Source organism: Marinobacter sp. F3R11, assembly GCF_003318275.1.
Taxonomy (GTDB): Bacteria; Pseudomonadota; Gammaproteobacteria; order Pseudomonadales; family Oleiphilaceae; genus Marinobacter.
The window spans coordinates 1022974-1043972 of record NZ_QOCH01000015.1 but is presented as its reverse complement, the minus strand read 5'-3'; the positions used below and the strand labels follow the sequence as shown (position 1 = coordinate 1043972).

General features: G+C 53.9%; 21 protein-coding genes. 11 read left to right on the top strand and 10 right to left on the bottom strand.

Annotation, left to right across the window (positions count from 1 at the left end; all coding sequences use genetic code 11):
• The first annotated feature begins 21 nt into the window (after window positions 1-21).
• Both DS878_RS13240 and DS878_RS13235 read left to right on the top strand, forming a co-directional pair.
• The gene (locus tag DS878_RS13240) at window positions 22-1581 is read left to right on the top strand and encodes an inorganic phosphate transporter (RefSeq protein ID WP_113816391.1); all 1560 of its coding nucleotides are present in this window, start codon (window positions 22-24) and stop codon (window positions 1579-1581) included.
• A gap of 97 nt (window positions 1582-1678) precedes the next feature.
• Window positions 1679-1945 carry a hypothetical protein gene (locus DS878_RS13235; RefSeq protein WP_113816390.1) on the top strand — a complete coding sequence of 89 codons (267 nt, stop codon included), beginning with the start codon at window positions 1679-1681 and terminating at the stop codon, window positions 1943-1945.
• Between the two features lie 56 nt (window positions 1946-2001).
• Here DS878_RS13235 and panP read toward each other — a convergent pair whose 3' ends face one another.
• The 4 genes from panP to DS878_RS13215 all read right to left on the bottom strand — a co-directional run bounded on the left by panP (window position 2002) and on the right by DS878_RS13215 (window position 6671).
• A complete protein-coding gene (gene panP, locus DS878_RS13230) occupies window positions 2002-3669 on the bottom strand; it encodes a pyridoxal-dependent aspartate 1-decarboxylase PanP (RefSeq protein ID WP_113816710.1) in 1668 nt (555 codons plus the stop codon).
• 173 nt (window positions 3670-3842) lie between these two features.
• Window positions 3843-4190 (bottom strand): DUF503 domain-containing protein, encoded by a 348-nt coding sequence (locus DS878_RS13225; RefSeq protein WP_113816389.1) that lies wholly within the window; start codon window positions 4188-4190, stop codon window positions 3843-3845.
• Between the two features lie 145 nt (window positions 4191-4335).
• Window positions 4336-6036, bottom strand: coding sequence for an acyl-CoA dehydrogenase family protein (locus DS878_RS13220; protein WP_113816388.1), 1701 nt, complete (start codon window positions 6034-6036; stop codon window positions 4336-4338).
• A 2-nt stretch (window positions 6037-6038) separates the two neighbouring features.
• A complete protein-coding gene (locus tag DS878_RS13215; RefSeq protein ID WP_113816387.1) occupies window positions 6039-6671 on the bottom strand; it encodes a TetR/AcrR family transcriptional regulator in 633 nt (210 codons plus the stop codon).
• Window positions 6672-6940: 269 nt separating this feature from the next.
• On the opposite strand from DS878_RS13215, the gene DS878_RS13210 reads away from it, so the two are divergent.
• The 4 genes from DS878_RS13210 (at window position 6941) to DS878_RS13195 (ending at window position 12074) form a co-directional block, all read left to right on the top strand.
• Window positions 6941-7162, top strand: a complete 222-nt coding sequence (locus DS878_RS13210) for a hypothetical protein (RefSeq protein ID WP_113816386.1) — start codon at window positions 6941-6943, stop codon at window positions 7160-7162.
• A 379-nt stretch (window positions 7163-7541) separates the two neighbouring features.
• Window positions 7542-8558 (top strand): porphobilinogen synthase, encoded by a 1017-nt coding sequence (gene hemB, locus DS878_RS13205; protein WP_113816385.1) that lies wholly within the window; start codon window positions 7542-7544, stop codon window positions 8556-8558.
• Window positions 8559-8623: 65 nt separating this feature from the next.
• Window positions 8624-10765, top strand: a complete 2142-nt coding sequence (gene ppk1 / locus DS878_RS13200) for a polyphosphate kinase 1 (RefSeq protein ID WP_113816384.1) — start codon at window positions 8624-8626, stop codon at window positions 10763-10765.
• A 22-nt stretch (window positions 10766-10787) separates the two neighbouring features.
• The gene (locus tag DS878_RS13195) at window positions 10788-12074 is read left to right on the top strand and encodes a DUF945 family protein (RefSeq protein WP_113816383.1); all 1287 of its coding nucleotides are present in this window, start codon (window positions 10788-10790) and stop codon (window positions 12072-12074) included.
• 58 nt (window positions 12075-12132) lie between these two features.
• Here the strand turns inward: DS878_RS13195 and coaD are convergent, their stop codons facing one another.
• Both coaD and DS878_RS13185 read right to left on the bottom strand, forming a co-directional pair.
• On the bottom strand, window positions 12133-12615 hold the full coding sequence (coaD, locus tag DS878_RS13190; protein WP_113816382.1) for a pantetheine-phosphate adenylyltransferase: 483 nt from the start codon (window positions 12613-12615) through the stop codon (window positions 12133-12135).
• Window positions 12616-12720: 105 nt separating this feature from the next.
• Window positions 12721-14166 (bottom strand): coniferyl aldehyde dehydrogenase, encoded by a 1446-nt coding sequence (locus tag DS878_RS13185; protein ID WP_113816381.1) that lies wholly within the window; start codon window positions 14164-14166, stop codon window positions 12721-12723.
• A gap of 177 nt (window positions 14167-14343) precedes the next feature.
• On the opposite strand from DS878_RS13185, the gene DS878_RS13180 reads away from it, so the two are divergent.
• Window positions 14344-15057 carry a TetR/AcrR family transcriptional regulator gene (locus tag DS878_RS13180; RefSeq protein ID WP_113816380.1) on the top strand — a complete coding sequence of 238 codons (714 nt, stop codon included), beginning with the start codon at window positions 14344-14346 and terminating at the stop codon, window positions 15055-15057.
• Between the two features lie 78 nt (window positions 15058-15135).
• On the opposite strand, the gene yihA is transcribed toward DS878_RS13180, so the two are convergent.
• Window positions 15136-15774: a ribosome biogenesis GTP-binding protein YihA/YsxC gene (gene yihA, locus DS878_RS13175; protein ID WP_113816379.1), complete on the bottom strand. Its 639-nt coding sequence runs from the start codon at window positions 15772-15774 to the stop codon at window positions 15136-15138.
• 173 nt (window positions 15775-15947) lie between these two features.
• Between yihA and DS878_RS13170 the strand changes: the two genes are divergently transcribed.
• The 3 genes from DS878_RS13170 to DS878_RS13160 all read left to right on the top strand — a co-directional run bounded on the left by DS878_RS13170 (window position 15948) and on the right by DS878_RS13160 (window position 18263).
• Window positions 15948-16556, top strand: coding sequence for a c-type cytochrome (locus DS878_RS13170; RefSeq protein ID WP_113816378.1), 609 nt, complete (start codon window positions 15948-15950; stop codon window positions 16554-16556).
• A 142-nt stretch (window positions 16557-16698) separates the two neighbouring features.
• A complete protein-coding gene (locus DS878_RS13165; protein WP_113816377.1) occupies window positions 16699-17334 on the top strand; it encodes a thiol:disulfide interchange protein DsbA/DsbL in 636 nt (211 codons plus the stop codon).
• 68 nt (window positions 17335-17402) lie between these two features.
• Window positions 17403-18263, top strand: a complete 861-nt coding sequence (locus DS878_RS13160) for an endonuclease/exonuclease/phosphatase family protein (RefSeq protein WP_113816376.1) — start codon at window positions 17403-17405, stop codon at window positions 18261-18263.
• A gap of 65 nt (window positions 18264-18328) precedes the next feature.
• Here DS878_RS13160 and rpmG read toward each other — a convergent pair whose 3' ends face one another.
• The 3 genes from rpmG to radC form a co-directional block, all read right to left on the bottom strand.
• A complete protein-coding gene (gene rpmG / locus DS878_RS13155) occupies window positions 18329-18484 on the bottom strand; it encodes a 50S ribosomal protein L33 (RefSeq protein WP_008173465.1) in 156 nt (51 codons plus the stop codon).
• Window positions 18485-18495: 11 nt separating this feature from the next.
• Complete coding sequence (gene rpmB / locus DS878_RS13150) at window positions 18496-18732, bottom strand: 50S ribosomal protein L28 (RefSeq protein WP_096783936.1); 237 nt, start codon at window positions 18730-18732, stop codon at window positions 18496-18498.
• Window positions 18733-18950: 218 nt separating this feature from the next.
• Complete coding sequence (gene radC, locus DS878_RS13145; protein WP_113816375.1) at window positions 18951-19625, bottom strand: RadC family protein; 675 nt, start codon at window positions 19623-19625, stop codon at window positions 18951-18953.
• 174 nt (window positions 19626-19799) lie between these two features.
• On the opposite strand from radC, the gene coaBC reads away from it, so the two are divergent.
• Window positions 19800-20999 (top strand): bifunctional phosphopantothenoylcysteine decarboxylase/phosphopantothenate--cysteine ligase CoaBC, encoded by a 1200-nt coding sequence (coaBC, locus tag DS878_RS13140; protein ID WP_113816374.1) that lies wholly within the window; start codon window positions 19800-19802, stop codon window positions 20997-20999.

The following is a 20999-nucleotide window of genomic DNA, read 5'->3' as shown; positions in this document are numbered from 1 at the left end:
CCAAATGAGACCCTTTCAGCTATGGCCCGTTCAAGCGGATTCCTGGAAACTCTTCTTACCAGCAATACTACGGAACGATATCGAGTCGGGTTCAGCCTGTTCTTTCTGTTGGGCATCTGGCTGGTTGTTGGTTCCTTCAGTTCTGGTCTGCCCAACAATGCACTGTTGATGGCAGCCGCTGTTATCGGCGGCTATATGGCTATTAATATAGGTGCTAATGATGTTGCGAACAATGTCGGCCCTGCTGTTGGCTCCGGAGCCTTGTCTCTGGGGGCTGCCGTTCTACTGGCGGGCATTTTTGAGTCCGCCGGCGCGCTGATTGCCGGTGGTGATGTGGTCTCAACCATCAAGGGCGGTATTATTGACCCGACAAGCCTGAAAGACGGACAGACCTTTGTCTGGCTGATGACGGCGGCATTGCTGGCGGGTGCGCTCTGGCTCAACCTTGCAACCTGGATGGGTGCACCGGTATCCACCACGCACTCTATCGTGGGAGGCGTGCTTGGCGCTGGTATTGCCGCTGGAGGCTGGGGCATTGCCGACTGGGCTGTAATGGGCAAGATTGCCGGGAGTTGGGTTATCTCTCCGGTACTGGGTGGGGTGCTGGCGGCCTTGTTGCTCTTCGTCATTAAAAAGACGGTGCTCTACCGGAAGGATGTTGTGCCCGCTGCCCGCACCTTTGTGCCCTGGCTGGTGGCCATAATGGCCTGGGCGTTCGGGACTTACCTGATGATCAAGGGAGTTAAAAAGATCATCAAGGTTGATTTCCTGACAGCCTCTCTGGTGGGGCTGGTTGCGGCCGTGATTGTATTTGTAATCGTGCGCACTCAGACAGCGCGTCGAGCGGCTACAATGGAAAACAGTACCAGCGGAGTGAATGCCCTGTTCACCTGGCCGCTGATCTTTGCTGCAGCACTGTTGAGCTTTGCCCATGGTGCAAATGATGTGGCTAATGCCATTGGCCCGCTTGCGGCGATTAACGATGCTTTATCAAATGGTGGGGTGGCCACGTCTTCAAGTATTCCTTTGTGGGTCATGATGGTTGGCGCCCTGGGTCTGACGGTGGGCCTGATGCTGTTTGGTCCACGGCTGATCAGAACCGTAGGTAGTGAAATTACCGAACTGGATAAGACCCGTGCCTTCTGTATAGCCCTTTCGGCGGCTCTGACAGTTATTCTCGCCTCGCAGCTGGGCTTGCCGGTGAGTTCTACACATATTGCTATTGGTGGTGTTTTTGGCGTGGGTTTTCTGCGCGAGTATCTGAAGTCCAATTATGCAACTCAGTTGCACAAGATCATGGAGGAGCGCGACGATGTCGATCGGGCCAGGCTCAAGCCATTTCTTGACGATTTTCGCAGTGCATCCGTTGAGGAAATGGAAGATCTCCTGAAACGGGCCAAGAAAAAGAAGCATGTGCCCCTGACCAAGTCAGATCGCAAGCGTTTGAAGAAGGTCTACAAGGAAGAAATGGTTAAACGGTCGCAGTTGGTGCGTATAGCTGCTGCCTGGATTATAACGGTGCCAGCGTCAGCAGTTATGGCGGCTATTCTGTTTTTTACTTTGCGCGGGCTGTTGATTTAACGCGCTGACTGGTTGTAGCACGCGGGTTTGGTCATACTATGTGTAAGTAGCGGGAGTGGAATGCTCCCGGAGAATTCATTTGCCCGGAGGGTGAGGTATGAGTACACCGGTTGAAAGCCGTCAGGCCAGGGTGATTGATGAGCTTAGGGTGTTCATCAAGAAAGTCCTGAGCGATCCGACGATCGCTGTGAAGTCTGTAGATATTGCGCGCAAGTATCGCAAAGAAGCCGGCTCGGATGAGCTGATTGCCCGGGAGATCAGTGCTAATACTACGATCCGTATTCCGGAGAAGTGGAGCGAAGCGGACCGCATGTTTCTGGATATTATTCATGAGGTACTGGACGACGAAGAGGCGCTTTACTGAGTTAAGTGCTCGATGGAGCGAGCAGGGCGGGGCCGGATCTTGGGAGTTATATTCCGTCAGGCCTGCTTCCGATCCTGCTTGAGCACAGCGTCTGCCATCTGGTGCAGTATTTTGATCTCGTCCTGAATCCCTTCGTCTTCTGAAAGCTCACGCTGTTCTTCCAGAATGTCCGCCAGGATTTTTGGTGTTGTGAGCGGGTTTGCCAGTACAACCCGGAAAACAATGCATGGGAAGTGGTAGTAGCAGGCCGGTTCCAGTCGTGTTCTTGAAACAAATGCCTTGCCCCGCTCGCGCTGGGTTTTCTGTATAAACTTGGTGACGCTGTTCAGGCAGGCGTTGAGTTTCTCGGCCTGGAGGGGGTTTGCCAGAGTGAGAGCCTGCTGTACGTCATCCGGGCAGTAACGGTAAGTGAGAATGTTTAGCTCTGGCCGGGTAACCAGTTCAAAGTCTGGCCGTGCCTCAATCATGTCGGCGAAGGTGGCTGCCTTCTCTATACCTTGGTCTATCAGTATCTCATAGCCCTCTCGGGCCAGAATTTTCAGGCCAGAGTGAATCAGCATGGACATGCCGGGGCGGGAGCCCTCCAGTGTTGTCGTGCCCAGATCCCTGGAGCCTTTGCGGATAATGTACTGGGCATGATGTTCAACTGCATTCGCCAGGCTTGGGTCCTTGAACACGACCAGGCCTACGCCCATAGGGACATACAACTGTTTATGGGCGTCGAAGGTGACAGAATCTGCCTGTTCTATACCTCGCAGCAGGTGGCGGTAGGTTCTGGAGAACAGTGTTGGCCCTCCCCAGGCTGCATCCACGTGAAAATGTGCACCGAATTCACGGGCGATATCTGCCATGGCGTCAAGAGGGTCGACGTTACCGGTTTCTGTGGTGCCCGCTACACCACAGATTGCCAGAATCTTGATTTTCTGTTTCTGTAGTTCCAGACACTTGTCGCGCAGGGCGTCTGTCTGGATCCGGTTGTTATCGTCGGTATCCACAGCTACAAGCGAATCACGACCCAGCCCTAAAACATCCGCAGCTTTTCCCAGTGAATAGTGACCACGGCGCGAGACCACGATGGCTGCGCCTTCGTAGCCATAATATTTCAATGCACGGAAAAGACCTTCCTGGCGCAGGCCGCGGAAGCTGCCTTCAGCGGGAAAGGCCCGGTTACGGGCAACCCAGAGTGCTGTCAGATTGGCGACGGTGCCGCCGGAGCACATGGCGCCAAGAGCATAGCGGGGGTCGTGCATCCATTTCCGGTAAAAGGCGCCGTCTTCCTGATATACCAGCCGGTGAATCATGCCGAGAACCTGTCGCTCCATAGGCGTAAACGCTTTGGAGGTTTCAGTTTTCACCAGGTTCTGATTCAGGGCGATCATGATTTTGGACAGCGGTAACATGAAGTATGGCAGCGCTGAGGTCATGTGGCCGATAAAGGCTGGTGAAGCGGTATGAACGGAATTGGCAACGAGTTTATCGAGCAGGAACTGGGTTTGTTCGGAAACAAACACAGGCTTTTCCGGGATTGCATAGTCTGAGAAGTTCTTCTCGACGTCGGCAAGATCCCGTTCAACCGCAACGATATGTTCCTGCAGGAAGCCTGCAAGATTGCGGGAGATGTCTTGGTCAATCCGGCTAAGCGTGGACTCCGGTGCCTCGGGCACGGTGAACACGCGGTACATGGCTTCTACCGAAGCATGGGCGGATTTTTTCTTACCGGTCATAGATACCACACACAATCAGTGGTCATCCGAAGGGCTGTTTCCGGATGCCCTACGGATTCAGCCGGAGTCTGGTTCCGGCATCGGTTAATTGTCACCTGTCGCACGCAGGCATACTGGCATCCCTGAGGTGGCGTAGTATACGGGCTGCTTCGGCGTTGCGCTACAGAGCTTTGTCAGAGAATTTCCCGGTGAATGTCCAGTATGGCCGCATCGACCCGCTCCTGGATGGTTTTCTCGATCTGGTCGAGCCGTTGGGTTATCAGCTGCGAGGATGTGCCAAGGGCAGCGATAGTCCAGGTTGCGCAATCCAGAGCCTCGTGATCAGCGGTTTCTGCCACTGCCAGGTCAGACTCCTTGCCCCATATGGCTCGCATTGATGTGAATACTTTACGCTTGGCCTTGAGATCTTCGCAACCATAGAGCTGAAAATGCAGGGTCAGTATACCCACGTGCGGAGTAATCGCAGTGCTGTGTTGAGGCGTATTGCCTTCTTTGAGTAGTTTTCGCAGTGCTTCAGACATATGACTCCGTGCAAGAGCATGTGGGACGCAGCTTCTGAAACACGCTGTAAATACGTCCGTGTACGCTTGGCTCCGCCATCCCTGGCTCCGCACAGTTTCAGAAGCTGCGTCCCACCTGCTCCCCTAAGCTGTTGATAGGTTTTGCTCAGCCTACTACAGGCGTTGCCCGTTTGATAATAGCCGCGGCATCGGTGCCGGATGGCAGGTTCCCGTAGTTCATGCCGCCATTGGATTGCAAGCGGGCGGCGCAGAAGGCATCTGCCACAGCATTGTTTGCGTTGCGTAGCAGCAGGGAGGCCTGCATGGCCAGCGCCATCCGGTCAACCAGATTGCGGGCGCGGTATTCGAAATCGCTGATGTCAGCGAAGTCGTTCTGCAATTGAGCAAGGAACTGGTCAAAACGGCGGTCTGCGCCTTTTGCCCCTGAGGCTTCGTGGAAGAAGGCATCGAGGGTTTCCGGTTCTTTGTGTATGGCGCGTAAGGTATCCAGGCATTGGACATTTCCGCTGCCTTCCCAGATTGCATTGACCGGAGACTCCCGGAACAGGCGAGGCATGATGCAATCTTCCATGACACCATTACCACCAATGCATTCCATGGACTCATAGGCATGGTTGGGGGTTCGTTTGCAGATCCAGTACTTGCCCACCGGTGTGGCCAGGCGTGCCAGCAGGCGTTCGTGCTCCTGGTCCTGGTTATCGAGAGCCCTGGCCACTCGCATGGTATAAGCAAGAGCAGCTTCGTGCTCCAGGGCCAGGTCTGCAAGCACGTTTTGCATCAGTGGGTGATCGGTGAGCCGGCGGCCGAATGCGCTGCGATGGCGGCAGTGGTGTGTGGCCTGGGCTACGGCCTGACGCATACCGGCAGAGCTGCCGATCATGCAATCGAAACGAGTCATGGCCACCATTTCGATGATGGTGGGCACGCCACGGCCTTCTTCGCCAATCATCCAGGCTAGCGCGCCGCGCAATTCTGCCTCACTGGAAGCGTTTGCAACGTTACCCATTTTGTTTTTCAGGCGCTGCACCTGCCAGGGGTTCTTGGTGCCATCCGGGCGCCAGCGAGGCATCAGAAAACAGGACAACCCGCCTGGTGTCTGTGCGAGAACCAGAAATGCGTCGCACATGGGAGCTGAGACAAACCATTTATGTCCGACCAGTTCATAGGCCTGGCCCGGGCCGCTTATTCCTATCGGGTGAGCCAGGGTACTGTTGGCGCGCACGTCGCTGCCGCCCTGTTTTTCGGTCATGGCCATACCGATAGTGACTGAGCTTTTTTCACTGTCCGGGATGTTTCGGGCATCGTAGCTGTTAGCCAGCACTCTCGATTCCCAAAGCGTTGCCAGTTCCGGTTGTTTGCGGATGGAGGGAATGGCGGCAAACGTCATGGTGACCGGGCAGCAGTGTGCAGCTTCGACCTGGGAATGCATGTAGTATTTTGCAGCACGGAGTACGTGCGCACCGTTTCCCGGATTTGTCCAGGGACTACTATGAAGGCCGTTTTCGAAGGCGATGCGCATCAATTCATGATAGGAAGGATGAAAGTCCACTTCGTCGATGCGGTGGCCAAAACGGTCATGGGTATGGAGCAGGGGTTTGTTGTTATTGGCCCGAAAGCCCATATCGATCGCTGCTGCGCTGCCGGCAAAGGCACCAAAGGTTTTCAGCTCATCTTCTGTGTCACATGAGCCTTCGTGCTGTACCGCTTGCTGAAGAGCAATATCCTGCTCATACAGGTTGTAGTTTTCCAGTGCGGGCGGCTGGTTGACCACTTCGTGGGTGGTTGCCAGATAAGGATCTCCAGGTTTGTTCACAGGTGTTCCGGGCATGGTTAGCGGGGTGTTCATGGCTACCTCCTCGTGCCGGTCAACCCCTGTATGCAGAAGCGGATGATGGTGTTGATCAGCGAACTGTTGTTGTCATTTTCACCTGCGCCTTCCTGTTCGGAGTGCGTCGGTGATAGCGGACCGACCAGGCTTTCTGCTATAGCGCCTACCAGGCAGGTACTGCTCTGCTTTGCATCCTGATCCGGAATGCACCCTTCTTCGATGCCTTCTCGAATCGCTTGTTCAAACAGGCTGGCATAGGCTTTCCGGTAAGCCAGCCGCTCTTCTTCTACTTTCGGGTCTACCGGCTCGGCAATGAGTGACCATGCCATCACCGGAGCTTTAAGTGCGCGTTCGGCAAACTGCCGCAGCGCATACTCCAGTCGTGCTTTTGCGTTTCCCGGCGATGTCAGAGCTTCCGCCACCTTGTCTACTTCGCGTTGTGTTGCCTGGCGGAATATCTCCGCAAACAGTTCTTCTTTCGACTCGTAATGCCGATAGATTGTTCCTGTGGCTACTCCCGCACGCTGCGCAATATGGGTAACCCTTGCGTTACGAAAACCGCCGTCTGCCACGCATTTATAAGCGCACATAGCGATCTTTTGACGCGCTGCGGCTTTGCGCTGTCGCATTTTTTCCGTTTCACGATAAGCCATGTCGGCTCCCTGCAATTAATGAATCATGATTCATTCTTTGGGTCAATGCAACATTGCCTTTGCCTATTGAATTTTTTCTTTGTAAATCACCGAGCTCCGAAAGTATACAAAACTTTACAAAAAAGGCATTGCTCGTAAATAGCGCTGTAATGGAAAGCAGATTATAAAGACCCCAAGACAGGGCCGCAGTGGCGGCGGGTCGAGGTGAGGTGCAGCACCTTAACTGGGTCGCAGCACTTGTAATAGTGTTTTCGTTGATGGAGAAAAATATGAGTGAGTTCGACGAAAGCAACCTGGGGCAATCCAGGAGCTGGGACAACGAGAATGACGATGCCCATTCGATTACAGGCCGGGCAAGGGTGCGGGAACAGTTGCAGCAGGATATCGAAAAATTCCTGAGCCAGGGTGGCAGAATCCAGGAAGTTGAGACAACTTTCCGCTCTGACTCCTCTCGCAAGGTGGGAACAGACTTTAATAATCGCTCTTTTTGAACATTGTCTGCATGGGCCGGGGCTGTTTCAGGCCCCGGTCTGTTTTGTAGTCTGTCTCGGTAAAACGCTCTGTTGCTGTCTGTTCTTGCATGAGCAACGCGCTTCACTCCCGGTATCCGGGGCTGCAGCAAAGTCATCGACATAGCGGACCTGCCCATGATTATTCAATTTGTTTTCAGGCTGTTCTTTGTCGCTCCTGTAATCATAGCTGCTGTCCTTACACTCTGCCTGCCTGCTCTCCTGGTAGGGGCGAAGACCGCCCTGTCCCGTTGCCAGCCTGCAACCAGTGGCCCCGGAGGTGTATGATGGGACAGGCGGTGTCGTCATGGCGCCGGGATTTTGATCCAACTCTATCGTAGTGTCATTCAGGAGGTTTTCAGTGCCCTTATCAACACCCCGTGCTTTCCCGGCTACCCGTTTACGTCGTAATCGGGCCAGTGATTTTTCCCGCCGTCTGGTGAGAGAGCATCAGCTGACACCGGACAACCTGATCTACCCGGTATTTGTTCTTGAAGGTGAGGGGCAGCGTGAGCAGGTGCCGTCCATGCCTGGAGTGGAACGTGTCAGTATTGATCTTCTGGTTGAACAGGCAGCAGAACTGGTGGAGCTGGGCATTCCCGCAATGGCGTTGTTTCCCGTTGTTCCAGCGGAGAAAAAAAACCTGTCCGGCTCTGGTGCCTGGGATCCTGAGGGGCTGGCACAACGAGCGGTTCGGGCACTGAAGAAAGCCTATCCGGAGCTGGGCGTTATTACGGATGTGGCGCTGGACCCGTTCACCACCCATGGACAGGATGGCATCATCGATGACGATGGTTATGTGTTGAACGACATTACGGTGGAAGCCCTGGTCAGGCAGGCTCTCTCACATGCGGATGCGGGTGCTGATGTCGTTGCACCCTCAGATATGATGGATGGTCGTGTTGCCGCCATGCGCGAAGCACTGGAGTCCGCCGGGCATGTGAATACCCGCATCCTGGCATACTCTGCCAAGTATGCCTCTGGTTACTACGGGCCGTTCCGGGATGCAGTTGGCTCAGCCGCAAACCTGGGCAAGAGTAACAAGGCTACCTATCAGATGGATCCTGCCAACAGCAATGAAGCACTTCATGAAGTGATGGTGGATCTGGCCGAGGGGGCGGATATGGTGATGATCAAACCCGGCATGCCGTATCTGGATATTGTGCACAGGGTGAAAACAGAGTTACAGGTGCCGACATTTGTGTACCAGGTCAGCGGCGAGTATGCCATGCACATGGCGGCGGAGCAGAATGGCTGGCTGGATGGCGACACCGTCATGATGGAAAGCCTGATGGCCATGCGCCGCGCTGGTGCAGATGGAATTCTGACATACTTTGCGGTGCGGGCTGCGCGCCTCATGCAGAGCCGGAAACGCTGAATTCATAGCGCGACACCCGCTGCCGGAGAGAGTCCGGGGGCAAACTACACAGGAGCGGAAAGGCCATGACAACGGAAATCACCAGCAAGCTGAAGGCGGGCGGAGAGCAGAGCGTTCCGGTTCCGGTAGGTGTTCCCCCGGCAGGTGAAGTAATCAATCTGGATGCCAGTGAGAATTACTTTAATCGCGAGCTGAGCCAACTCCAGTTCAACTACCGGGTGCTGAAACAGGCGCTCGATACTACTCATCCGTTGTTTAACCGCCTGATTTTCTGCTGCATTTTCAGCAGTAACATGGACGAGTTTTTTGAAATACGGGTAGCCGGCCTGCGTCAGCAAATGAAATATGGCCGGGAGGCAGTGGGTGCCGATGGCATGATCCCGGAGCAGGCGCTGAGTGAGATCAGTCGTGTTGCTCATGAGTATATCAACGAGCAGTACGACATCCTGAACAATGTTCTGATTCCTGAGCTGGAGAAAGAGAACATTCACTTCGTGCGACGGCGGGAATGGACGCCTGAGCAGACGGAGTGGGTTCGCAACTATTTTGAAGAAGAGATTCTGCCTGTGGTCAGCCCTATCGGGCTGGACCCGTCGCATCCGTTCCCTCGACTGGTGAACAAAAGTCTGAACTTTATTGTTGAGCTGGATGGCAAGGATGCTTTTGGTCGGGAGACCGGAATGGCCATCGTGCCTGCGCCCCGCTCACTGCCGAGGCTGGTGCGCCTGCCGGATGAGATATGTAAGGGCGGAGAGAATCTTGTATTCCTGTCTTCCATAATTCATGCCCATGCTGATGAACTGTTCCCTGGTATGGAGGTTAAAGGCTGCTATCAGTTCCGGCTCACGCGTAACGCCGATCTGGAGTTGGAAGACGATCTTGAAGATCTGGCTTCGGCACTGCGCGGTGAACTTCTCAGTCGCCGGTTTGGTGATGGTGTCAGGCTGGAGGTTGCAGACAACTGTCCACAGGAGTTGGTGCAGTTCCTGTTGACGGAATTCGGTCTGGGGGCGCGGGACCTGTACCAGGTGAACGGGCCTGTGAACCTCACCCGGCTGATGGCTGTTACCAGTCTGGTGGATCGCCCCGACCTGACTTACGCTGGTTTCTCGCCCTCCATCCCCCGCTCGATTCGAAGCAAAGAAACCATATTTGATGCTATTCGCAAACGGCCTATTTTACTGCATCACCCGTTCCAGAATTTCAGCCCGGTAGTTGATCTGTTGCGACAGGCAGCGAAAGACCCGCAAGTTCTGGCTATTCGGCAGACCCTGTATCGTACCGGTGCTGATTCGGAGATTGTTGAGGCTCTGGCAGATGCGGCCCGCCGGGGCAAGGAGGTGACGGCAGTTGTTGAGCTGCGGGCACGATTCAGTGAAGCGGAGAACCTTGAGCTGGCGAGCCGGTTGCAGGAAGCCGGTGTCATTGTGGTGTACGGCGTTGTGGGTTACAAAACGCACGCCAAGATGATTCTGATTGTGCGTCGGGAAGAGGGACGTTTACGTCGTTACGTGCATTTGGGAACTGGCAACTATCATGCGGGTAATGCGCGCCTGTACACTGATTATAGTTTTCTGACCTGTGATGAGTCGATCGGCGACGACGTGAATAAACTGTTCCAGCAGCTGACTGGAATGGGTAAGGCCTTAAAAATCAAGAAATTGTTTCATGCGCCGTTTACGTTGCTTACCCGGTTGCTTGGTCTGGTTGAGCGTGAGACTACTTTGGGGCGCAAGGGGCGGATTATCATTAAAATCAATGGGCTGACAGAAATTCAGCTGATCAAGGCGCTTTACCGGGCTTCTCAGGCTGGCGTGCAAATTGATTTGATTGTACGTGGTATTTGCAGCCTCAAGCCCGGAGTACCAGGGCTTTCCGATAATATCCGGGTGCGGTCTGTTGTGGGGCGTTTTCTGGAGCATACCCGAATTTATTGTTTCGGTAATAATGGAAAACCGGAGGTTTACTGCTCAAGTGCAGATGGTATGGAACGCAATCTGCTGAACCGGGTTGAGACGGCATTTCCCATTGAAGATCCGGAATTGATAGCACGGGTGCGTGAAGATCTGGACACCTATCTGGCAGATAATTGCCAGTCCTGGGTCCTACAACCGGATGGAAGCTATATTCAGAACCAGCCGGCCGAGGGAGAAGAACGTTTCGCTGCGCAACTGGTGTTGCTAGAGCGCCTGACGGGGAAATCCTGACATTTTCAGACGGAGAAAATTTTTGAAAGCAAAATGGATTATTGCTGGTACCGCTATACTGGTAGTGGCTGGCTCAATGCCTTGGGTAGTGGGTTATGTGACAGAGCAGCAGTGGCAAGAGGTCACCCGGGAACTGAATCAGTCACAGCAGTTTGTGCAGGTGCAGACGGAGGATTATCGGCGGGGATTCTTTAGTGCAGAACTGGATGGCGAGCTGACCCTGCTTAATCCTGAGAATGGCGAAACTCACCCCATAGAGTATCGTGCCGACGTGACTCATGGCCTCACCGGCAGCTTCATTGACTTCAAGCCGGTGGGCGGTTGGGCGCCAGAAGGCTCTGACTGGTTTCAGGAGCAGCCGCGGCTGACTCTGGAAACCCGTATCTGGGGTACAGCAGTGCTTGAGCTGGAAGCCCCGGCTATCAACATTGATGAGCCTGAAAGCGGTGAATCACTTAGCACCAGTGGTGGTGTTGTCCGGGTTGAAGTCAGTAATGCCGGGTCCCGGGCTGAAGCGCTGATCGTATGGCCACAGATTAGTTTTACCGGGCCGGATACGAGCGTTCGCGTTAATAACTTCCGCGTTGAGCAAAGCATGTCTCACCTGAATGGTGATGTATGGACAGGCATCATGGATGCCTCAATTGCGTCTGTTGCGTTAAGGTCACCCACGGCACAGCATATAACCCTGGAGGAATTGCGGGCGAGCAGCAGTACCGAGGCAAAAGATGACGGGCAGCGGCTGGATTCCCGGTTTTCAATTGAGGCAGAGAATGTGCGCCTTGAAGATCAGGCCTATGGGCCTCACAAGGTTGCATTTGTTCTGCAGGACCTGGATGTTGCGAGCTGGAACAGTCTGACAACCAGCATGGCTGAGCTTCAGGGCCTGGCGCTTGCACCGGATCCCGGCGGCCGTGAGGCTTTTGAACGGCAGATGGCGGCTATGGGGCAGGTGAGTACGGCCATGCGTGACCTTGCCATGGAAGGGTTCTCTGTCGGGTTTCCCGAACTCTCCCTGAATACGCCGGAGGGCGCGGTAACCGGCAGCCTAATGATCAGTCATCCCGAGTTGGCAGATGATCAGAAAGCTGAAATGTTGATGGTTATGCAGCAGTTAACCGGAACCATGAATCTGAGCATGCCTTCGGTGCTGGCGGATGAGTACCCTGCAGTGCGTATGCAGTTGGCGCCGTTGATCAAACAGGGGTTGTTGGTGCCTGAGGGAGACCGCCTCGTGCTGGCTGCGAAGCTGAACGACATGGTGATCAACGTTAATGGTCAGGAAATTCCTTTGCCACCGCTGTTCTAGAGTGCTTTGGATCAGAAAAAGCCCCGAATGGGGCTTTTTTTTGTTGGCAGAGGTGGTTTCAGGCTTCGCTGAATTTCTTTTTCAGCGCAGCTTCTACAGCCGGGTCAACGAACTCAGACACATCTCCACCGAGGGACGCAATTTCCCGGATCAGGCTTGAGGAGATGTAGGACAGGTGGTTGGACGGCGTCAAAAACACACTTTCCAGTTCGGGTGCCAGGCGGCGGTTCATGTCTGCAAGCTGGAACTCATACTCGAAATCGGACACTGCCCTCAGACCCCGGATAACAACGGTTGCGCCCTGGTCGCGGACGAAATCGGCAAGCAGATAGTTGAAGCCTGTCACGCTGACGTTAGGGATATGAGAGGTTGCCTGCCGGACCAGTTCGCAGCGCTCTTCCACGTTAAATAATGGCTTCTTCTTGGAGTTGTAAGCTACGGCAACAACAACCTCATCAAACATGCGGCTGGCGCGCTCGATAAGATCTGTATGGCCATTGGTGATGGGATCAAAGGTGCCCGGGTAAATAACTTTAGACATGCACAGCTCCTTTTTTATAAGGCGCCCAGAATATCAGCATTCCGGTTATTTCTGTAGCTGCTGTGCGCAGGGCCCTGTGAGAGCCCCGGCCAAAGTGCAGGGTGCTCAGCGAATAAAAAATCTATAAACCATTTTGTGGAAGGATGTCCCATAGGGAGGATAAACAAACTTCCCGCTATTGAACTTCTGTTTGGCAAAAATGGCACGCTGATGCGAGAAGGTAAGGAAGCCTTCCTTGCCATGGTAGTGGCCCATGCCGGAGTCGCCTACTCCACCGAAAGGCAGATCGTCCTGAGCGACATGCATCAGTGAATCGTTGATGCACATGCCCCCCGAAAGCGTTTTGTTGACTACTTGTTGCTGCTGGTCGCGGTCGTAGCCGAAAAAGTAGAGTGCCAGTGGGCGCGGGCGATCATTGACAAACTGGATTGCGTCATCGAGGTTTTCATAGCCCACAACCGGGAGGATGGGGCCGAAAATTTCGTCCTGCATGACTTTCATGTCCGGTGTGGTTTTCAGAACCAGAGTCACCGGAATCTTGTGAGTACCATCACTGAAGTTTTCCTGCGCCGGGTTGATCTCGATCAGCTCGGCACCTTTGGTCCGGGCGTCTTCCAGATAGCCTTGCAGGCGATTGTACTGGCGCTCGTTGATAATGGCCGTGTAGTCGTCATTATCGCGCAGAGAGGGGTACATCTCCGAAAACTGTGCACGGAACTCGTCTACGAAGGCCTGAATACGGTCATCGGGGCAGAGTACGTAGTCCGGTGCCACGCAGGTCTGGCCGGCATTGAATGCTTTGCCAAAGGCAATGCGCTGGGCCACATCTTCCATGGGAACGTCCGGGGAGACGATTGCGGGTGATTTGCCACCCAGCTCCAGCGTAACGGGCGTCAGGTTTTCAGAAGCTGCGCGCATCACCAGTTTGCCAACGGAGGTGGAGCCGGTGAACAGCATGTGGTCGAATGGCCGGGCGGAAAAGTCGGCAGCAACATCAGCCTCGCCATTGATAACCGACACCAGGTCTTCCGGAAAATTTTCCGCAATAAGCTTCTGGAACAGCGCAGATGTGTGAGGCGTGAATTCGGACATTTTGATCATGGTTCGATTGCCCGCCGCAAGCGAGGCCACCAGTGGGCCGACTGCGAGGTAGAGCGGGTAGTTCCAGGGCACTATCACACCCACAACGCCTTTGGGCTGATAACAGACCCTGTTGCTGGCAGGCTGAAATAAAATGGAGACGTGCCGGCGGGACGGTTTCATCCAGCCTTCAAGGTTTTTCAGGGTGTAGTTGATACCCTGAATTGAAGGCATGATTTCTGCAATCAGGGATTCATCCCGTGAGCGACATGAGAAGTCCTGGTCTATAGCCTCAAGCAGGCGATCCTGATAGGTCAGCAGAGCCTGTTTGAGGCGTTTCAGGTTGTCTTCGCGTTCAGCCAGCGACGGTGCAGGGTTGCTGTGGAATGCCCTCTTCTGATCCTCGAACACCCGATGAGTATGCTGAATGTGCTTTTGGCTCTCAGTGAGCTGAACAACGCTGGCACCCATGATGTCCTCCTTTCGACGCCATCGCTTCGCGGCAGCAGCCGGGTGTTTTTGGTTGGCGAAAAAATGCTCAATTTGCGCTGGGGTGTATTATTAGAGTATATACTCTAGATAGTCAAGCGAGCCTCAATGCCGGCCAGGGCATATGTGAGCTGTTAAACCACAGGCGCTGATAAGTTTATGAAGACCAGAGATAAAATACTGTTATCCAGCCTTGAGTTATTTAATGAGCAGGGCGAGAGAAACGTCACGACGAATCATATCGCGGCTCACCTGGCCATTTCTCCGGGTAATCTTTATTACCACTTCCGCAACAAGTCCGACATTATTTACGAGTTATTTCAGGAATACGAAAAACTGGTGGATTTTTATCTGGACATCCCGGAAGGCCGTTCCATGACACTGGCTGATATGATGTTTTATCTGGAGTCAGTATTTGACGGGCTTTGGAATTACCGGTTTTTTCACCGGGATCTGGAGTACCTGCTGGACAGGGACCCGCGTCTGCGCAGCGATTACCGGGACTTCACCGACCGGTGTCTTGCGGCCATCAGCCGAATATTCGAAAAGCAGGAAGATGCAGGGATTATAGAGCCTCAACCCGAATCTCTCCGGAAGGCTATGTCGCTGAATGTCTGGCTGGTGATCACTAACTGGATGGCATTTCTGAAGACCGCTCATGCCGAAAAAACTTCCGCCAGCCTGACCATTCATGAACTGAAACAAGGTATTTATCAGGTCTTGACGATTGAAGTTCCTTACCTGACGCCGGCTTACCGGGAGCAGGTGATGGTGCTTCGGGAGCAATATCGGCCAACAATGCCGGAACCTTTGCCGGGAGAAGCTGTCTCATTAACAGACGCCGGCAATTCGGACGTTTCTGGCGTCTCCTGAGTGAGTTCTCAGGTTTTAGCACATTGTAGACCCTGACGTTTTACCGGCCTGCTTTTTCCCAGGCCGGTTTTTTCTGTTTTATTCTCCTGTTTCCCCGGTTCCTTCCAGCCAGTCAATCAGCGCCGCCCGGCACTCATCAACGCCACGCTTTGAGGTTGATGAAAACATGAGCAGGTGCTCAACACAGGAGAAGGACTCAAGCTTGCGGGAAATGTCCAGCATGCTGTTCTTTGCCTGACCGAATTTAAGTTTGTCTGCTTTGGTTGCCAGAATCATCAGTGGCAACTTGTTATGCTCACACCATTCCACCATCATTTGGTCAAAATCGGTAAGGGGATGGCGGATATCCATCACCAGAACCAGACCTCGCAGGCATCGACGATCGTTCAGGTAATGCCCAAGGTGTTTTTGCCAGTCGTCTTTCATATCCCTTGATACTTTTGCGTAGCCATATCCGGGCAGGTCTACGAGCCGGACATGCTCACGATTCAGGGAAAAAAAGTTAATAAGGCGTGTGCGCCCCGGGGTTTTACTGGTTCGGGCCAGTTTGCCGTTTGCGGTGATTGCATTCATCGCACTGGACTTGCCGGCATTCGAGCGCCCTGCAAAGGCCACCTCGGCACCTGTGTCCGGCGGGCAGTCTTCCAATCGGGGGGCGCTGACCAGGAAGCGGGCGCTGTTAAAAGAGATGCTTTTTTGAGTCAGATCAGAGTCCACAGCAGTTGGCTTTCCTTTGGATTTCAGTTATCAGGGATTAATGTATAATGCTACACCAAATCCGGGCGGTACGCTTGGCGTAACCGCTGTCAGTCCCGGTTTTGAGCGTGACTGGTCAGCGCCTGCCGGCTGCAAACAAAGAATATTTTCGAGATGAGAGAAGCGGAGCGAGCATGAAGAAACTGATCGCAGGGTTTGTATTCGGCGTTGGGCTTAGTGCCATGGCGCATGGAGCGGGTGATCCTGAAGCTGGTAAGCAGAATGCGGTGGCCTGTCAGGCGTGTCATGGTCAGGGTGGGGCGAAGCCTATTATGGGTTCCTATCCAAAAATAGCCGGGCTGGGTGAAAGATATATGTATGACCAGTTAGTGGCCATACAGGAAAATTCCCGGTCTATTCCGGAGATGACCGGGCAACTGGATGGGAAATCCAAGCAGGATCTTCAGGATCTGGCGGCCTATTTTGCATCACAGGATATGGGCGTTAGTCAGGCAGATCCGGAATTGGTAGAGAAAGGTGCTGCGGTATATCGTGGTGGCAATATGGCTTCCGGAGTTCCGGCTTGCTCTGGCTGCCATAACCCGCAGGGCAAGGGTAATGCGCCTGCCGGCTACCCGCATATTGGTGGCCAGAATGCGGAATATCTGGTCAAACAGCTGAACGCCTATCGTGACGGTACGCGGAACAGTGGCACCAATGCGGCTATCATGATGGACGTTGCGTCCAGATTGACAGATGCAGAGATCGAGGCCGTCGCCAGTTATATTTCGGGCCTGAACTGATCCGGCTGTTCTATGTCTGAAAAAACCCCGCCTTGTGCGGGGTTTTTTGTCTTTCGATCCTGTAATCCAGAACAGTGGAACTTTTCAGGTTCAACAGGTCATAATTCCCTCATAACTACATCCTAAAATCTGGAGATATTTCATGTTTCGAGCGCTAAGAACGGCCGTGCTGCTGTTGTCAGTCTTTGCTGTATTCGGCCAGGCCAATGCGGCTGACTGGGAGGAAGGCCGACATTACAAAAAGCTGGACACTCCCATTCATACCAGCTCGGATACCGGTGTTGAGGTGGCGGAAATCTTCTGGTACGGCTGCCCGCATTGCCAGGCCCTCAAGCCACTGGCAGAGCATTGGGAAGCAAATGCTCCGGATTATGTAAACTATGTGCGGATCCCCGCTGCACTGGGCGGTTCCTGGGTGCCGCATGCCAGGGCATTTTATGCGCTTCAGGCCATGGGTGCGCTGGATAAAGTTCACGACCAGATGTATGTCGCTCTGGCCGGTGAGCACCGACCGCTTAATGACGGTGAATCCCTGGCGGATTTTGTTGCCGGCTATGGTGTGGATCGTGATGGATTCCTTGAAAACTACAATAGTTTTGGCGTAAATGCCCATATGCAACAGGCCCAGTCCAAAGTGCGGGGCGCGCGGGTTACCGGCACACCGACTATGATGGTAAATGGCAAGTACACGGTCAGTGCCTCCACAGCAGGTAGTCTTGAGGCTATGCTGGAAGTTGTAGACTATCTGGTGGAGAAAGAGCACTCTGCGGATAAATAAAGTCGTTCTCCGCTGGGTGGCTTGTTTGATTGAAGAGTTATCTGGCGGAGCGGGGCCGCAGGTTTATTATGTATAAGCGCTTCAGGAAACAGCTGGACGGTATCATCAGCTCCCGGGGCGAGCCGAGAGGTTCGAACTCGGGTCTGGAGCATGTGCCCGCGTTTGAGCCCCAGCGCCACCTGCGGCTGCTGACATTCAACATACAGGTGGGCATCAACACCTCCTCCTATCGCCACTATCTGACCCGAAGCTGGCAGCACTTTCTTCCCTACCGCAACCGAATCCAGAACCTGGATCGCATAGCCTCTCTGTTAAGCAACTACGATGTGGTTGCCTTGCAGGAGTGTGACGGCGGGAGCTTGCGTAGTGGCTATATCAATCAGGTGCAATATCTTGCTGAGGCAGCTGGTATCCCATACTGGCATCAGCAACTGAATCGCAATCTGGGGCAGATCGCCCAGCACAGCAATGGCTTGCTTAGCCGGTTTCGGCCGCTGGACGTGAAAGAGTACAAGTTGCCCGGGTTGATTCCGGGGCGAGGGGCCATTGTGGTTCGATATGGTACTGAAGAAGATCCGCTGGTTCTGGTGCTTATGCATCTATCGTTAAGCAAAGCGGCGCAGCAGCGCCAGCTTGGCTTTATCAGTGAGCTCATTTCCAAATACCGGCATGTGATTCTCATGGGGGATATGAATAATCATGCTGAGGAGCTTCTTACTCAGACGCCGCTAAGGGATACAGACCTGGTACCTTTGCCGGATACGGCGCATAGCTTTCCTAGCTGGCGTCCCGAGAAAGCGCTTGACCATATTCTTGTGAGTCCGAGCTTGCAGGTCCGGCGTGCGGAGGTGGTAAGTTATCCCATGTCGGATCATTTGCCGATTGCTATGGATATTGCATTGCCGGATGGGTATCTGGAGAAATTCTGAGATATTCATCAAAAGCATCCACAAAAAAAACCCNNGGGTTTTTTTTGTGGATGCCTGATCAGGAATTACTTGATCTTGGCTTCCTTGTACGCAACGTGCTTACGGACAACCGGATCGTACTTTTTGATCTCGATTTTTTCCGGAGTGTTACGCTTGTTCTTTTTGGTCGTGTAGAAATGACCTGTGCCTGCTGAAGATACCAGCTTGATTTTTTCGCGCATGATGCGACTCCTTAAAATTTCTCGCCGCGGGCACGAAGATCGGCCAGTACAGCGTCAATGCCTTTTTTGTCGATGATGCGCATGCCCTTTGTGGATACGCGCAGCTTCACGAAACGCTTCTCGGTTTCAACCCAAAAGCGATGGCTCTGCAGATTCGGCAGAAAACGACGACGAGTGTGATTCATCGCGTGGGATACATTATTACCGGCTACCGGACGCTTACCGGTTACCTGACAAACTCTGGACATACTTGCCTCCGACCTGAGCAATGGTCTTAATAAATGCGAATTCGATTTTTAATGCGTCTCTGGTTGCCGAGGAACGCTTGCGCCCCTGTTTGCGCCTCTAAACTGAACGCTGCTCGCCAGACGCCGCCAGAAAGGGACGCTTTTATACCAGAACCAGCCGCCCAACGCAAAAAATTGTTGGGAATTTGGCCAATTTCCCTGCCTGCGTTTGTAGCGATCTACATTAAACCACGTTCCGCGAGGGATATTACCTCACCGTGGCCAATTACCATATGGTCAAGAACCCTGATGTCCACCAGCCCCAGCGCCTCTTTCAGGCGTCTGGTCAGCGAGATGTCTGCCTGGCTGGGCTCTGCAACCCCCGAGGGATGATTGTGGGCAAAAATAACGGCGGCGGCGTTGTCTTCCAGAGCCTGCCGGACAACCTCTCTCGGATATACTGCGGCACCATCAATCGTGCCGCGAAACAGCTCCCGATACTGGATAATCCGGTGCCGGTTGTCGAGAAAAAGGCCTGCGAAGACTTCATGGGGATAAGTGCCCAGCCGACTGGTGAGAAAACGCCGGGTGTCCTCTGGTGAGCGCAGAGGGTCGCCCTGGCGCAGGGGTTCATCCATAACCCGCCGTGCCATCTCCATGGCTGCCTGCACCTGCGCATACTTTGCGGTGCCCAGACCTTTGACCGTGCAGAACTGTCTGCGGGATGCGGTCAGCAGTCCCCGTAATCCGGAAAACTCCTGCAGCAAAAACCGGGAGAGTTCCATAACTGGCATGCCGGTCGTGCCGGTACGGAGGAAAATTGCCAGCAGTTCGGCGTCAGAAAGGCTTTCGGCTCCGTGGGCGAGAAGTCGTTCCCGTGGACGTTCATCCATGGGCCAGGCAGAGTCCGTCATTTGAGCTTCCTTGCGTCTTGTTTTTTGGCTTTTGGTGCTTCCTGCACCCTTTAATTACAAAGCTTACTTCAAAAAGTAACAAACGGTAAACGTACCGCGACTTTGGCAGGCTGTCGGTATTGTCAGGGCATGCTATCTTATAAGCCTTTCTTTATAAGTGGATACGGAGCCTTTATGGAGGGCAGAAGAATTCTGCTGGGTATCACCGGCGGCATTGCGGCTTATAAAAGTGCTGAGCTTGTGCGTCTGCTGAAAAAGTCCGGTAATGAAGTCAGGGTTGTCATGACCAAGGGGGCTGAAGCTTTTGTGACGCCGTTAACTTTTCAGGCCCTTAGTGGGGAGCCTGTGCGTACTTCTCTGCTCGATCCTGAGGCTGAAGCTGGCATGGGACACATAGAGCTGGCAAAGTGGGCCGATCAGGTGATTGTTGCCCCGGCTTCTGCGGATTTCATCGCGCGGCTTGCCCAGGGTATGGCTGATGATCTGCTGACCACGGTTTGTTGTGCGACTGAGGCTCCTGTGGCTGTGGTGCCTGCAATGAATCAGGCAATGTGGGCCAATGGGCGTACACAGCGCAACATTCGCCTGTTGAGCGATGACCCACAGATAACCCTTTGGGGCCCGGGCCAGGGGGAACAGGCCTGTGGAGATAACGGGCCGGGGCGCATGCTTGAGCCTGCGGTTATTGCCGGGCTGGTAATGGGGAAAGCTTCGAGCTCTGGTGATCTGGCAGGTAAGCGCGTAGTGATTACGGCTGGCCCTACACGTGAACCCATTGATCCTGTGCGCTACATCAGTAACCACAGCTCAGGCAAGATGGGCTATGCCCTGGCCGTTGCGGCCCGGGATGCCGGTGCCAGTGTGCTTCTGGTGAGCGGGCCTGTGGCCTTGCCGGTTCCGGCCGGGGTCGAGGTCCGTAATGTCGTTACGGCAAGTGATATGTTACAGGCTTCTTCACAGGCAGTGGATGAAGGCTGCGATCTGTTTATTGCGACTGCTGCAGTGGCCGACTACAGGCCTGAGACCTGTGCCAGTGGAAAAATCAAGAAATCCAGCGAGGCTATGGAGCTGTCACTGGTGCGCAACCCCGATACCCTGGCCACCATTGCCGGGCGGCCAGATGCACCATTTACCGTGGGTTTTGCGGCTGAAACTTCTGATGTTGCCCGCTATGCCAAAGATAAACTGCAACGCAAAAACTTACGCATGATTGTTGCCAATGACGTGTCTGCCCCTGGTCTGGGGTTCAATAGTGATGATAATGCGGTGACTGTTTTCTGGCCGGGAGGACAGGAGTCTATAGGCCCGGATACCAAACAGGCGATTGGTTCACGCCTTGTAGCGCTAATCAGCCAACACCTGAAGCAGGGATAA

Bases quoted from the DNA above. Each gene is read 5' to 3' on its own strand.
- rpmB (WP_096783936.1), bottom strand. From the start codon at position 18,732: ATGTCCAGAGTTTGTCAGGTAACCGGTAAGCGTCCGGTAGCCGGTAAT.
- coaBC (WP_113816374.1), top strand. From the start codon at position 19,800: ATGGAGGGCAGAAGAATTCTGCTGGGTATCACCGGCGGCATTGCGGCT.
- DS878_RS13215 (WP_113816387.1), bottom strand. From the start codon at position 6,671: ATGGCTTATCGTGAAACGGAAAAAATGCGACAGCGCAAAGCCGCAGCG.
- DS878_RS13160 (WP_113816376.1), top strand. From the start codon at position 17,403: ATGTATAAGCGCTTCAGGAAACAGCTGGACGGTATCATCAGCTCCCGG.
- DS878_RS13240 (WP_113816391.1), top strand. From the start codon at position 22: ATGGCCCGTTCAAGCGGATTCCTGGAAACTCTTCTTACCAGCAATACT.
- rpmG (WP_008173465.1), bottom strand. From the start codon at position 18,484: ATGCGCGAAAAAATCAAGCTGGTATCTTCAGCAGGCACAGGTCATTTC.
- DS878_RS13170 (WP_113816378.1), top strand. From the start codon at position 15,948: ATGAAGAAACTGATCGCAGGGTTTGTATTCGGCGTTGGGCTTAGTGCC.
- coaD (WP_113816382.1), bottom strand. From the start codon at position 12,615: ATGTCTAAAGTTATTTACCCGGGCACCTTTGATCCCATCACCAATGGC.
- DS878_RS13220 (WP_113816388.1), bottom strand. From the start codon at position 6,036: ATGAACACCCCGCTAACCATGCCCGGAACACCTGTGAACAAACCTGGA.
- DS878_RS13165 (WP_113816377.1), top strand. From the start codon at position 16,699: ATGTTTCGAGCGCTAAGAACGGCCGTGCTGCTGTTGTCAGTCTTTGCT.
- panP (WP_113816710.1), bottom strand. From the start codon at position 3,669: ATGACCGGTAAGAAAAAATCCGCCCATGCTTCGGTAGAAGCCATGTAC.
- DS878_RS13235 (WP_113816390.1), top strand. From the start codon at position 1,679: ATGAGTACACCGGTTGAAAGCCGTCAGGCCAGGGTGATTGATGAGCTT.
- DS878_RS13185 (WP_113816381.1), bottom strand. From the start codon at position 14,166: ATGGGTGCCAGCGTTGTTCAGCTCACTGAGAGCCAAAAGCACATTCAG.
- DS878_RS13210 (WP_113816386.1), top strand. From the start codon at position 6,941: ATGAGTGAGTTCGACGAAAGCAACCTGGGGCAATCCAGGAGCTGGGAC.
- DS878_RS13180 (WP_113816380.1), top strand. From the start codon at position 14,344: ATGAAGACCAGAGATAAAATACTGTTATCCAGCCTTGAGTTATTTAAT.
- radC (WP_113816375.1), bottom strand. From the start codon at position 19,625: ATGACGGACTCTGCCTGGCCCATGGATGAACGTCCACGGGAACGACTT.
- DS878_RS13225 (WP_113816389.1), bottom strand. From the start codon at position 4,190: ATGTCTGAAGCACTGCGAAAACTACTCAAAGAAGGCAATACGCCTCAA.
- ppk1 (WP_113816384.1), top strand. From the start codon at position 8,624: ATGACAACGGAAATCACCAGCAAGCTGAAGGCGGGCGGAGAGCAGAGC.